Consider the following 12,417-nt stretch of genomic DNA (forward strand, 5'->3'; position numbering starts at 1 on the left):
TGCGAAGCGCCAGGCCAGCCCTGGAGCGGAAAGCGACTTTCCCAACTTCAGTTTCGGCCCTGCCATCCGCCACCGGCTGTGTCTGGGCGCCGCTACAGCCAGGGCGGCAGTTCGAACGCTGCGTCGGCGAACGGCTCCGGTGCGATGAGTGCCGGCGGATCTTCCGGTTCGCGCAGCTGGTAGAACAGATGGGGAAGGCCCAGAGAGGGATCGCGGGTGGCGTCGGGATAGGGAACGGCCGCCTGCCATTTCGGATGGTAGCGGACGGTGCCCGCGACGCTGCGATAGGGCAGGTTGAGCAGGACCTTCGCAATGCGGCGGTTGATGGCGAACGCGCCCGGTCCGCCGGTGCCGCCCGCGACGGAAGCGGCGATGGCGTAATGGTGCATGGACGAATAGGGCTGGCAGCCGATCTCCGGCGTCGTGTGCGGGCCGAATTTCGCCTTGTAGGTCTGCGCGAAGTGCCGGCCCATCTCGTCGCGCGGCAGGCCGATGACGGTGCCGACGATGGCGCCTCGCCCCTTGTCGCCGACGATGTTGGAGAAGGTGCGGTGAAGCGCGCCATATTGCAGGTAGACGAGGCAGGACATCGGCGCCTCCATGAACTGCAGATGGAATTTGGCGAGATCGCCGGCATGGAACTGCGTGACGGCCAGCACGGCCGGGTCGTGCCGGCGGACCTCCTCGATGATCGGGCGCCAGTCATTCACCATGGTACGGATGATTCGCGGCGGGAAGGGCAGTTGCCATCCGAATTCGGACGAGGCCGAGGCCATCGCATTGGCGATGACGATACTGTAGGGCTTGGGTCCCGAAAGGATGGCGATCCTGCGGTTGTGCGGCTTCCACTGGCCGCTCTCGCTCAGCCAGGAGAGGAATTTGATGAAGCCCTGGCCATACCAATATTCCGCCGGGTCTCCCATGAAGCAGCCGAAATAGCGGTCCGGATCGCTGGCGACCGTGTCGTGGTGCTGGAGAAGGGTGTTGTGATGGATGTAGATCACACCGGCATCGGCGATCGGCTCATATTCGGAATTCTGGGGCCCGATATTGTAGCCGTTGATGATGGCGTGGACCCGGTGCTCGCGGATGAGAATGCGCGCCGCGCGGACCACTTCTTCGGCCGTCTGCCGGCCGGAATCGATGAAGACCGGCCTGAGGGGGCGTCCCAGAATGCCGCCCTCCGCATTGATCTCGTCCACCGCGAGTGTCAGCCCGTTGCGGAATTCGCGGCCGTCATTGGCCGACGTGCCCGAGAGCGGAACCATGCTTCCGATCGGGATGGGCTCCTGCGTCGTCGAGGCCTCGGTCATGATAGTTCCGGCACCAGTTCGGGCTCGAAAAGCAGATTGTGCATGACGACGCGCAGGCCCGAAGGGCTGACGGGCTTGATCAGGACAGGAAAGCCCTGTCCGCGGATGGACGCAATCAGGTCCGGCGAGGTGTCGGCGGTGACCACGACGGCGGGGCACGGCAGTTCGAGCACGTCGTTGATCTGGTTGACGGCGTCGGTTCCCTGCACGCCGCCTCTCAGGCGGTAATCCGTGATGATGATGTCCGGCCGGCCCGCCAGGCCGGCGACGCGGGCCGCGATGTCGTCGAACACCTCGAGGGTCAGCACTTCGATTCCCCATCGCTCGAGGAGCGTGGTGAGGGCGTTGCGCAGATGGACGTCGTCCTCCAGCACGAGGCATGCGAGCCCGGCAAATTCCCCGCCGATCCTTTCGTTGATCTCCTGCACGCCGACGGTGCTGTGCCAGACATTGCCGATGGGCACGTCGATGGCGAACAGCGAGCCCATCCCCGGCCGGCTGTCGACGAGGATGGGATGGCCCAGCACATGCGCGAGCCGCTTGGCGATGTTCAGCCCCAGGCCGAGGCTGTGCTTGCGATAGTCCTGCTGCTCGGCGATGCGGAAGAATTCGTCGAAGATCGCCTCGTGAAATTCCTTCGGGATGCCGCATCCGGTATCGTAGACCCCGATGCGCAGCAGGTGTCCGCGCCGCCGGCAGCCAACGAGCACGCGCCCCACCTCGGTGTAGCGCAGGGCATTGCCGAGGAAATTGCCGAGGACGCGCTCGAGCAGCACGCGATCGCTCTTCACCGCGGCCTTCGAAGGAAGGATGCGCAGATCGAGGCCCTTCTCGCGGGCCTGGTGATCATATTGCACCCGCAGCCGTTCCAGCACCGAGGCCAGCTGGAACGTGGTGACATTGGCCTCGACCTTTCCGGCGTCGAGCTGGCCGATGTTCAGCAGGGCGCCCAGAAGGTCCTCCATGATGGCGACCGACACGTCCATCGCATGGAGCGCCTGGCTGCGCTCCGCCTCGTTCGTCGAGGCGATGCAGCTGTAGATCAGGATCTTGAGGGACGCGAGCGGCTGGCGCAGATCATGGTTCGCTGCGCGCAGGAATCGCGATTTGGTCTGGTCCGCGGTCACCGCAGAGTCGCGGGCCCGTTCCAGGGCGCGGGCATTGCGCGTGGCGTCCGTCGCGTCGAGGCAGAGCGTGACCGTGCCGCCGCCGCGCGACGGCGAGCCCACGATGCGGCACACGGTGCCGTCGGAAAAGACCATCGTCCGGCCGGAGAGGATATCGAGGCGGCCGGCATCGGCAGGCTCGCCGCCCGCTTGGCTGGACTGCACGAGCAGGCCGGACTGCTCCACCAGGTCGAGGAACTGGCGCTGACCGATGCCCGCGGGAATCGACCCGGCGAAACAGTTGAACAGCCGCGCGAAGGCCGGATTGCAGGTGAGGAGCGTGCCGTCCGGCGACCAGAGGGCGGCGCCATGGGCGAGGCCCATGAACGCTTCGGCATCATGAGCGAGATGCTGGGGTCCTGCTTGCTCCTCGCCGGGCTGTTCCATCGGAATCACTGCTCGCCGCCTGTGCGTCCAACGCCGTCTCATTTTCGACCGCAAATCGAATAGCGCTTTCTCTAGTGCTGACGTCAAGCTTTTTCATGGCATTGCCCAGATGTACGCGGACGGTCTGGCGGCTGATGTCAAGCGCTTCAGCTATATCGAGAACCGAACTTCCACGCCCGAGCAGGCCGAGGATTCGGCTCTCGCGCGGCGTCAGGGACGAGAGCCGCGCGTCTGCGCCGGCTATCGGCCTGGCGTCCGCATGGGTGTCGTCCGGCCTGGCGCGGGCGATGATCTCGCGCGGGAAGGAAACGCCGCCGGCGACGACCAGTTCGAGGGCCCGCTTGATCTCGTCGGCATTCGCCGATTTCGGGATGTAGCCGATCACGCCGTGCTGGATGGCGCGCAGGACATAGTCGGGATCCTCATGGATCGAGACGATGACGACAGGCACGGCGGGATGCTTCCGGCGGATGACGCGCAGCCCGTCGAACTCGCTGAACCCGGGCATGACCAGGTCGAACAGAAGCAGATTGATGTCCGGATTGCTCTCGAGCATCTGCAGCGCTTCCTGAAACGTCGCTGCCTCGACGGTGCGGACGTCGGCTTGGAGGCTCGTGGCAACCTGCCTGAGCGATTCCCGCACGACCCAGTGGTCGTCGGCGATGAGGATCGTCAGGTCGGTGGCCCTTGCAGCGGTCGATTCGGAGGCAGTCATACTGGTCTCATGGCAGACGTGCGCCGGGCGAAAAAGCTTCGCAGGCATACGCGCTTTCGCGGTCGTTTCTTCGCTTGAATGCCCAAACGGCAGTTCTCCATACCCGAGTGCCTAAAGCTTGACTATCCCCTGCCGAAAAAACCAGCACCGAAAGGACCCTGGGCCCTTCCCTTTGCCTATTGACATTAGAGAAAAAGGATTGCTACGTCTAGATATAAGAACAGAACATTCAGTCCAGATGTCGTGTTAAATGTCTATAAAAAGCAATCGCTCGACCGCCGCCCTTGATGGCGGCGGCAGGCGAACCAGACGAGGGTGAACATGAACAATCCAGACCAAGCCGCCGCAGATCAAGCCGCCGCAGACCGGGGCGGCGTCACGCGGCGCATGGCGTTCAAGGTTGCAGCCGGGGCGGCCGTGGCCGGCATCGCGGCGCCCGCGATCGCCCAGGGCATGAAGGACAAGATCCTGATCGGGGTGCCGTCCTCGCTCTCCACGCCCTACGGCGTCGCCGACGATACCGATCATCTCAACGGCACGAAGCTGGCCATCGAAGAGATCAACGCGGCGGGCGGCGTTCTCGGACGCGAGCTCGACATCTTCGTTCCCGATGTCGACAAGCTCTCCCCGGAGAGCTGCAGGCAGGCGATCGCAGCCTGCATCGACAAGAAGGTCCTGGCGATCTCGAACTCGTTCCTGTTCGCGCCCATCCCGGCGCTCGACGAGTCCGCCAAGTACAAGTGCCCCTATCTGCAGGGAAACACCCAGCGTCAGGCGACGGAGGCCTACAAGGCCAACCCCGACAAATACAGCCATGTCCTGCAGACCGACCCTTCCGAGGTGAACTATGGCTGGACCTATCCCGTCTGGCTCAAGAAGATGGAGGAAACCGGTGTCTGGAAGCCGAAGAACAAGCGGGTCCACATCGTCTCCGAGCAGGTCGGCTACAATCAGACCATCCTCCGGGCGGCCAAGGAAGCACTCGCCAAGCACGGTTTCGAGCCACCCATCCTCACCGACATCCAATATCCGGTGAACGACTGGAGCCCGGTCATCCAGAAGCTCAAGGAAGCGGATGCCGGCGCGATCATGATCAATCACTGGGTCGCGTCGGAATTCGCGGCCTTCTGCAAGCAATTCGTCGCCGATCCGGTTCCGGGCGCGCTGGTCTACCTGCAATACGGCCCGTCGCAGCCGGAATTCCTCGAACTGGGCGGCAGCGCGACGGAGGGCTTCTGCTGGAGCACCGTCCTCGGCGTCTACGGGGACCAGCGCGGACAGGACTTCCGCAAGAAGTACACCGCCAGATATCCGGAGTTCGCCGGGAATATGGGCCTCGTCTATACCGGCAACGGCTATGACATCGTCCAATATCTCAAGCTCGCCTGGGAGGCCACCAAGGCGCCCGAGGATTTTGCCGCCAACGTCAAGTGGATCCGCAACAATCCCTATCGCGGCGTCTGCGGCCTCATGAACATGAACAACGCCTATCAGGAGGCAGTGCACTATCCCGACAACGGCTTCGGCAATCAGGCCACCGAACTCGAAAAGGGGATGAGCCAGCTCTTCGTGCAGGTCCAGGACGGCCACCACAAGATCATCTGGCCGAACGAGATTGCGGAATCGACCCTCAAGGCGGCCCCCTGGTGGGCCTGACCATGGCGGAGCCGCTCTTCGACTGCCGGAATCTCGCGCTCGACCTCGGCGGGCGTGAGGTTCTGCGCAACATCGGTTTCTCCCTCCGGCCCGGCGAGGTCCTGGGCATCATCGGGCCGAACGGGGCCGGCAAGACGAGCCTGCTCGAGATCCTGTCGGGGCGCTACCGGCCCAAGACCGGCACCGTCCGGTTCAAGGGGCGCGACGTCACCGGGCTCCCGCTCTTCGAGCGCGCGCGCCTCGGGCTGGGGCGGACCTACCAGACACCGATCATCTGCGAGGACCTGACGGTGGGGGAGACGTTCAAGGCCGCCCGGCAGGCCTATCGGCCCTATCTCACCCGCTTCGATGCGGAATACGGCGCGGCGCTGGTGAATTTCGTCGCCCCCTACGACACGCCGAACACCCGGCTCAAGACATTCGAACGGCGCAAGCTGCTGATGGCCAACCTCCTGATGCGCAAGCCCGAGCTGTTGCTGATGGACGAGCCCGCCGCCGGCCTCATCAACGCCGAGATCGACCAGATCGACCAGATCCTGCGCATGCTCTCCAAGGAGATGAATGTCGCGGTCGTCATCGTCGAGCACCGCATGGAACTGCTCGCCTCCATCGCCGACCGGGTGATCGTGATGGATGCGGGCGACATCATCGCGGAAGGGCCGATGCAGGACGTCATCAACAGCCCGGCCGTTCGTGCCGCGTATTTCGAGGCGCATTGAGCGGAGGGTGGACATGTCCGACATTCTGGTGATCGACGGCCTCTCAGCCGGCTACGGACCGCTGCGCGTCATCCATGATCTCGACCTCGTCATCCGGTCGGGCGAGCGGGTCGGCATCGTCGGGCTGAACGGCCATGGCAAGACCACGCTGCTCTATGCCATCGCCGGCCTCACGGGGTGGCAGCGGGGATCGATCCTCCTGAACGGCGAGGAGATCGGCCGCACACGCAGCCAGGGGGCGGGGCGCTATACCCACCAGATCGTCCGCAAGGGCCTGGCGATCATGCCGCAGGGCGACGAGATCTTCAACGGATTGACGGTCGAGGAACATCTGGACAGCGGCGCCTTCACCCGCGAGGCCTGGCGCGACCGCAAGGCCCGCAAGGAACGCGTCCTCGATCTGTTCCCGCCCCTCCGGAAGCTGACGAGGACGGCGGTGGGGCGGCTGTCCGGCGGCGAGCGGCGCATGGTGTCGATCGGGCGCGGCCTGATGACGGATGCAAAGCTCTATCTCGTCGATGAGCCGTCGCTCGGGCTGGCGCCCAAGATCGGCCAGAGCGTGATGGAAGCCCTGCTCGCGCTCGACCTCAAGGACAGCGCCATGTTCATCGCCGAACAGAACGTCGCCCTGCTCGAAGGGCGCGTGGACCGCGTCATCGGCATGCATGCCGGCAAGCTCAAGGGGGAGGCGTCCTCCTCCTTCAATCTCACCAAGGCATGATTGGAAAGCCGAGATGGAACTGACGTTCGTTCTCATCAATGCCGTCGTGGTCGCGTGCATATACGGGCTGATCGCCGTCGCCGTGTCGATCACCTGGTCGAGCCTCGGCCTGATCAATCTCGGATACGGCTTCATCTTCTCCTTCGCCGGCTACGGCGCCTATGTCGTCGCGCTCTATCTCACCAGGATGCCTGTCCTCGTGGCGGCCGCCGGCATCCTCACCGGCGCCCTCGGCGGCATCCTGATGTGCCTCCTCGTCTTCATCCCCCTGCACGATAAGCCGAATTTCACCACCCGCGGCATGATCGGCACGCTCGCCATCAGCCTGATGGGCTCCCAGGCCCTGCTGCTGCAGTTCGGCCCGCGTGCGAAGTCGCTGCCGGAACTCTTCGGCTCGAAGAGCATCCATATCGGCGCAACGGTGCTCACCGCCGACAAGATCGGCATCGTCGTGTGCTCCGTCGCCATGCTCTCCTTCGTCGTCGCCTGGATGAAGGGCAGCCGCCGCGGCCTGGAGATACGGGCGATGATGATGAATCCGCATGCCGCCTCGATCGTCGGCATCGGCATCCGCAAGACCGGCCTCTATGTCATGGCGGTGACCGGCGCCATGGGGGGGCTTGCCGCCGTGCTGCTCTCGCAGACCTACTACGTTTCCCCCTTCAGCGGGCTCACGCCTCTGATCAAGGGGGTCTCGATCGCGCTCTGCGGCGGTCTCGGCAGCGTCCAGGGCGCGGTGATCGCCGCCGCCATCCTCGGGCTCACCGAGGCCGTGACCTCGCGCTATCTCGGCGGCCAATACGTCCTGATCACCCAGTTCCTCGTCATCATCTGCATTCTGATCATCCGGCCCCGCGGCATTTCGGGCCTGCTCGACAAGGGGCGCGAACAGTGAGCGACGCATTCAAGAAAGAACCCCTGACCTGGCACAACCCGCTGTCGGCCTGGGGCACGGCCGAGGGGCTCGACGAAGTCCCATCCGTCACCGTGCCGGATCCGCGCGAGGCTTGGGATGCCAATACGCGCTACAAGGTCAAGACCCACAAGGTCGGCCGGCTCAAGCACTACGTCGTCTGGCCCCATCACGGCGAGAAGCTGTGGTCGCGCTGGCGCTGGTGGCCGACGCGGCGCAATGTCCTGCACATTCACGGCCTCTACAACCGCAAGACGCTCGCGGCAGAGAAGAAGATCGACGATCGCCGGCCCATCTACTGGATGATCTGCCTGCTTCTCCTGGCGCTCGGTCCGTTCCTCTTCCCCGAAAGCATGCAGAACACCCTGCTTTCCGCCGGGGCGATCTTCGGCATCTTCGCGGCCATCAATGTGTGTTGGACGCTGATCCTCGGCACCGCCAGCATCTTCTCCCTCGCCACCTACGCCGTGGTCGGGGTCGCGGCCTTCATCACCACCTGGCTTTCCATCCGGCTCGGATTGCCCTGGTACCTGCTGCCGCCGATCGGCACGGCGCTCGGCTTCGTCATGGGGGCGCTCATCGCCGTTCCGGCGCTGCGCCTCGACGGTTTCTATTATGCCCTGCTCACCCTGGGGCTCAACGAACTCTGCCGCGTCTTCTTCACCACCTCCAAGCTTTTCGGCTCGGCGTCCGGCGGGCTCTACGGCGCCGACTCCTACATCCCCGACTGGCTGTCCCCGATGGGGCAGTCCTGGCTCGGCTATTACGGGGCTTTCGCCCTGCTGCTGGCCGCGCTCTTCCTCTTCCGCTTCATCAACGGCAAGCGGCTCGGGCGCATCCTGCGCATGGCGCCCGAGAAGCGCGAGGCCTTCGCCCAGGCCTGCGGCGTCGACTACCGGCGCGCCCGCGTGCAGATCTTCCTGATCACCTCGGCGGCGTTCGGCTTCATCGGCGGGTTCTACGCGGCGCAATATCGCGGCGTCGCCTTCTCGATCTTCGGCTTCGACACCGTGCTGCTCGGCCTGGCGATGCTGACCATCGGCGGCATCGGCAAGGCCGAAGGGGCGATTCTCGGAACGCTCGTCGTCACCTTCCTCGACAAGGTTCTCATCGATCTCGGCCCGCTGCGCCACTTCCTCATCGGCCTCATCATGCTGGGCGTCGTGCTCTTCCTCAACAAGGGCTATTTCGGCATCAAGAAGCAGTTCGACGCCTGGCGCGACAAGAAGCGCGGCGAGTGGCGCTCGCTGCGCTCGGAGAAGGGCGGCGAGGCGCTCCCGGAGGAGGCGACCGAGATCGACGACAAGGACGAGTTGTTCTTCCGCCGCTTCGACAAGGTGCAGCGCGACCATCTGAAGAAAATGATCTGCCCGGAGATCATCGAGGAGCATCGCCGCCGGCCGCTCGGCCAGCACAGCGAGGCGCTCGAACGGGTGCTCTATTATTTCAGGCGCTCGCCGATGGAGGACAAATATGCGCTTCACCACATCGCGGCGACGGACCGCTACCGCATCATCGCCTTCTCCGGCAAGCGAGGCGTGTCCCCCCGCGTGGTGGAGGACAGGGAATATGTCACGATCGAGGACGCCTATCACGGCATCTTCATGCGCCGCATCCACGACCTCATGGAGTCGTGACCATGGCCGTCCGCGTGGGGATTGATGAACATGAGTGAGATGGCAGCGCCGTCCGCCGACGACCAGACCGACCGCGACGTCGTCTACCGTGCCTATTTCGACAAGATGACACGCACCTATCTGCGCCGCCTCGTCGACGACGGCCTGATTGAGGAGCACCGCCGCAGGCCCGTGGGACGCCACAGCGAGGCACTCGGCCGGGTGCTCGCCTATTTCAGGCGCCTGCCCGCATCCCGGCAATATCTGCTCCACCGGCTTGCCGACGGCAGATACCGGATCATGGCGATGACGCGTGCGGCGCGAGACCGCCCGGAAGACGGGGAAGGAGCCGTCTTCGATACGCTGGAGGCCGCCTACCACGGCGTATTTCTCAGGAAAGTCAAAGATCTGATGGAACTCGACAATGGCTGAACAGAAACTGTTCGGATACGCGAACAAGATAACCGTCAAACCGGGCGAAACGATCACCCTGCACGTCAACGCGGACGGAGCCGATTTCGCCGACGCCCATCTGGTCCGCCTCGTCCATGGCGACGGCCACAAGGACGGGCCGGGCTTTGTCGAGCGCGAGATCTCCCATCCCGACAACGGGCGCTGGGCCGTGAAGAAGCAGTTCACCCAGCTGGGCAATTTCCTGTCGGTCGACGACCCCCGGCAAACCCTGAAGATGGAGGGGTCGCTGACCATGTTCGCCTATGTCTGGCCGACGATGCCGAAGAAGGGCAAGCGCCAGACGATCATGGGCCGCTGGGACACGCTCACCAATGAGGGCTTCGCCCTCGGCATCAATCCGCAGGGCTATCTCGAATTCTGGGTGGGCGACGGCAAGAACGTCGACTACGTCACGGCCGAATTGCCGCTGATCAAGATGGTCTGGTACTTCGTGGCGGTATCCTTCGACGTGACCACCAGGACGGCGACGCTCTACCAGGAGGGCGTGCTCAACCGCTATAATTCCCTGATCGGCACGGTGGTGCCCTACGAGTTCGCCTCGCATGTCCGCACGACCTTCCGTTTCGTGCAGCACAACAGGCCCGATACCCCCTTCGTCATAGGGGGCGCGCGCGACCGCCACGAATTACGCGGACCGTTCATCAACGACCTGTATTCCGGCAAGATCGATCGGCCGGGCTTGTGCAGCCGCGTGCTGACGCGCGGGGAACTCGATGCCTGCCGCGGCGGAGCCGCGGCCCCGTCCGATGCCCTGGTGGCCTTCTGGGACACCTCGGCCGGCTATTCGGAGAACGGCATCGGCAACAGGGTGGTCGACACCGGTCCTAACGGGCTTCACGCCGTGGGCGTCAACCATCCGGTGCGCGGCATGACCGGGTGGAACTGGAAGGGCAAGAACGATTGCTTCCGGCTCGCGCCCGAGGAATTCGGCGGCATCGAATTCCATGCGGACGCGGTCACCGACTGCCGATGGGACGTTACCCGCACGATGACGATCCCGCTGGATCTGGCGAGCGGCATCTATGCCGTCCGCCTGCGCATCGGTGCGGGAACGGGGCTCGGCGAGGACTATATCGTCTTCGTCGTGCGGCCCGCCAAGCCCTCGGCCAAGCTGTGCTTCCTGGTGCCGACGGCGAGCTATCTCGCCTATGGCAACGAGACGCTCAGTTTCGACGCGCAGATCATCCAGCCGATGACGGGGCAGCCGCCGGTCGTCACCGACATCGACATCGAGACCTACGAACACGGCGAATTCGGCTTCTCCACCTACAATAATTTCGAGGACGGTGCAGGTGTCTGCTTCAGTTCCTACAAGCGGCCCGTGATCAACATGCGTCCCAAATACCGCATGTCGAGCATGAACATCACCTGGCAGTTCCCCGCCGATCTCTCGATCGTCGCCTGGATCGATCACTGCGGCTATGAGTGCGACTTCATCACCGACGAGGATCTGCATCGCGACGGCCTGGAGGCGATCAGCGCCTACAACTGCGTGCTGACCGGCACCCATCCCGAATATGTGTCGGAGCGCATGCTCGACGCCCAGGAGGATTTCGTCGCGCAGGGAGGGCGCCTCGTCTACATGGGCGGCAACGGCTATTATTGGTGCGTCGGCTTCACCCCGGACGACCCGGCCTGCATGGAGGTCCGCAAGCTCGATTCGGGGATGCGGGCCTGGGCGGCGAAATCAGGCGAGCATTATCTGCAGTCCACCGGCGAGAAGAGCGGGCTGTGGCGCAATCGCGGGCGCGCGCCGCAGAAGCTCCTGGGCGTCGGGATGATTTCGGAGGGCTTCGAGACCTGCGCGCCCTACCGCAAGATGCCGGATGCGTATCATCGCACCGTCGCCTGGATCACCGAAGGAATCGACGGCGAGATCATCGGCGATGCGGGCCTCGCTTACGGCGCCGCCGCCGGCATCGAGATCGACCGCTACGATCTCAGTCTCGGCACGCCGCCGCACACGAAGATCATCGCATCCTCCGGCGGACATTCGGACAATTACGTGCTGGTCACCGAGGAGATCCTCTATGCCTATGCGGGAATGGTGGGATCGATCGACTACCGTATCCGGGCCGATATGACCTACTTCACCAGCAAGGGCGATGGTGCGGTGTTTTCGACGGGCTCCATCGCCTTCGGCCAGTCCCTGCCTGCCCACGGCTTCCGGAACAATGCTTCCAGGCTGCTCCGGAACGTGGTCGACGCCTTCATCAAGGATGGCCCGCTGCCCGGCAAGCGGTGGACCCTCGAAGAGAAGCTCTGGCGGTAGCGGCGCCGTCGCCCGGCCGGCGCGCGGCGCCCGAATGATCGTGCCGCCGGTCTTGCCGCGAAGCGTTGCGAAGGTCTCCGCAGGCATCCCGAGCGAACGGCAATGCCCGATGGCCAGACACCGGGCGCGCCGGCTTCGCGTGCTCGTCCGGCCGGGGGCACCGGGAGTCTCGCGGGGGCGCACGCGGGAGGCGAATGCGCCGCCGACCGCGATGGTGGCCGCACAGGGCGTCCATCGCATCGGCAGCAGGTCCCGCGCCCCGCACGGCGCGGCCGGCATGAATCCAGGACAGCGAGTTCGGGTTCATTCTCAACAGGCATCGTGTCCGTCATCCCCGGCGAGCGAAGCGCGGGGATCCATGCCGTAGGGTGGCGTCCCGGCCCATGGGTCCTATGCGGACGAACGATGGGCGAGAAAGCTGGTATCACCGGGCGCAACGATATGCGAAGCAAAGAGCTGGCGAGC

Annotated in this window: 10 protein-coding genes; 7 read left to right on the forward strand and 3 right to left on the reverse strand. The window is 64.6% G+C overall.

Annotated elements, in window-relative coordinates; genetic code table 11:
* Positions 1–92: 92 nt before the first annotated feature.
* The 3 genes from J3R73_RS29465 to J3R73_RS29475 are packed head-to-tail and all read right to left on the reverse strand — an operon-like array spanning position 93 to position 3,581.
* On the reverse strand, positions 93–1,313 hold the full coding sequence (locus J3R73_RS29465; RefSeq protein WP_307435917.1) for an ABC transporter substrate-binding protein: 1,221 nt from the start codon (positions 1,311–1,313) through the stop codon (positions 93–95).
* Positions 1,310–2,866, reverse strand: coding sequence for an ATP-binding response regulator (locus tag J3R73_RS29470; protein ID WP_307435919.1), 1,557 nt, complete (start codon positions 2,864–2,866; stop codon positions 1,310–1,312). The genes J3R73_RS29465 and J3R73_RS29470 overlap by 4 nt, the downstream gene beginning before the upstream one ends.
* The gene (locus J3R73_RS29475; protein ID WP_307435921.1) at positions 2,817–3,581 is read right to left on the reverse strand and encodes a response regulator transcription factor; all 765 of its coding nucleotides are present in this window, start codon (positions 3,579–3,581) and stop codon (positions 2,817–2,819) included. The genes J3R73_RS29470 and J3R73_RS29475 overlap by 50 nt, the downstream gene beginning before the upstream one ends.
* Before the next feature lie 321 nt (positions 3,582–3,902).
* Here J3R73_RS29475 and J3R73_RS29480 point away from each other — a divergent pair, with 321 nt between their 5' ends.
* Genes J3R73_RS29480 through J3R73_RS29510 form a run of 7 tightly spaced genes read left to right on the forward strand, consistent with a single transcriptional unit; the run spans position 3,903 to position 11,952 of the window.
* Positions 3,903–5,237, forward strand: a complete 1,335-nt coding sequence (locus tag J3R73_RS29480; RefSeq protein ID WP_307435924.1) for an ABC transporter substrate-binding protein — start codon at positions 3,903–3,905, stop codon at positions 5,235–5,237.
* Between the two features lie 2 nt (positions 5,238–5,239).
* Positions 5,240–5,956 carry an ABC transporter ATP-binding protein gene (locus tag J3R73_RS29485; RefSeq protein WP_307435927.1) on the forward strand — a complete coding sequence of 239 codons (717 nt, stop codon included), beginning with the start codon at positions 5,240–5,242 and terminating at the stop codon, positions 5,954–5,956.
* Between the two features lie 13 nt (positions 5,957–5,969).
* Positions 5,970–6,677 (forward strand): ABC transporter ATP-binding protein, encoded by a 708-nt coding sequence (locus J3R73_RS29490; RefSeq protein WP_307435929.1) that lies wholly within the window; start codon positions 5,970–5,972, stop codon positions 6,675–6,677.
* Positions 6,678–6,690: 13 nt separating this feature from the next.
* Positions 6,691–7,572, forward strand: a complete 882-nt coding sequence (locus tag J3R73_RS29495) for a branched-chain amino acid ABC transporter permease (RefSeq protein WP_307435932.1) — start codon at positions 6,691–6,693, stop codon at positions 7,570–7,572.
* Positions 7,569–9,227 (forward strand): branched-chain amino acid ABC transporter permease, encoded by a 1,659-nt coding sequence (locus J3R73_RS29500; RefSeq protein ID WP_307435935.1) that lies wholly within the window; start codon positions 7,569–7,571, stop codon positions 9,225–9,227. The genes J3R73_RS29495 and J3R73_RS29500 overlap by 4 nt, the downstream gene beginning before the upstream one ends.
* 30 nt (positions 9,228–9,257) lie before the next feature.
* Positions 9,258–9,638 carry a N,N-dimethylformamidase alpha subunit family protein gene (locus J3R73_RS29505; protein ID WP_307435938.1) on the forward strand — a complete coding sequence of 127 codons (381 nt, stop codon included), beginning with the start codon at positions 9,258–9,260 and terminating at the stop codon, positions 9,636–9,638.
* Complete coding sequence (locus tag J3R73_RS29510; RefSeq protein WP_307435942.1) at positions 9,631–11,952, forward strand: N,N-dimethylformamidase beta subunit family domain-containing protein; 2,322 nt, start codon at positions 9,631–9,633, stop codon at positions 11,950–11,952. The genes J3R73_RS29505 and J3R73_RS29510 overlap by 8 nt, the downstream gene beginning before the upstream one ends.
* Positions 11,953–12,417: the final 465 nt, after the last annotated feature.

Origin of the sequence: Labrys monachus (genome assembly GCF_030814655.1) — a bacterium.
Taxonomy (GTDB): Bacteria; Pseudomonadota; Alphaproteobacteria; order Rhizobiales; family Labraceae; genus Labrys; species Labrys monacha.

Bases quoted from the DNA above. Each gene is read 5' to 3' on its own strand.
- J3R73_RS29465 (WP_307435917.1), bottom strand. From the start codon at position 1,313: ATGACCGAGGCCTCGACGACGCAGGAGCCCATCCCGATCGGAAGCATG.
- J3R73_RS29470 (WP_307435919.1), bottom strand. From the start codon at position 2,866: ATGGAACAGCCCGGCGAGGAGCAAGCAGGACCCCAGCATCTCGCTCAT.
- J3R73_RS29475 (WP_307435921.1), bottom strand. From the start codon at position 3,581: ATGACTGCCTCCGAATCGACCGCTGCAAGGGCCACCGACCTGACGATC.
- J3R73_RS29480 (WP_307435924.1), top strand. From the start codon at position 3,903: ATGAACAATCCAGACCAAGCCGCCGCAGATCAAGCCGCCGCAGACCGG.
- J3R73_RS29485 (WP_307435927.1), top strand. From the start codon at position 5,240: ATGGCGGAGCCGCTCTTCGACTGCCGGAATCTCGCGCTCGACCTCGGC.
- J3R73_RS29490 (WP_307435929.1), top strand. From the start codon at position 5,970: ATGTCCGACATTCTGGTGATCGACGGCCTCTCAGCCGGCTACGGACCG.
- J3R73_RS29495 (WP_307435932.1), top strand. From the start codon at position 6,691: ATGGAACTGACGTTCGTTCTCATCAATGCCGTCGTGGTCGCGTGCATA.
- J3R73_RS29505 (WP_307435938.1), top strand. From the start codon at position 9,258: ATGAGTGAGATGGCAGCGCCGTCCGCCGACGACCAGACCGACCGCGAC.
- J3R73_RS29510 (WP_307435942.1), top strand. From the start codon at position 9,631: ATGGCTGAACAGAAACTGTTCGGATACGCGAACAAGATAACCGTCAAA.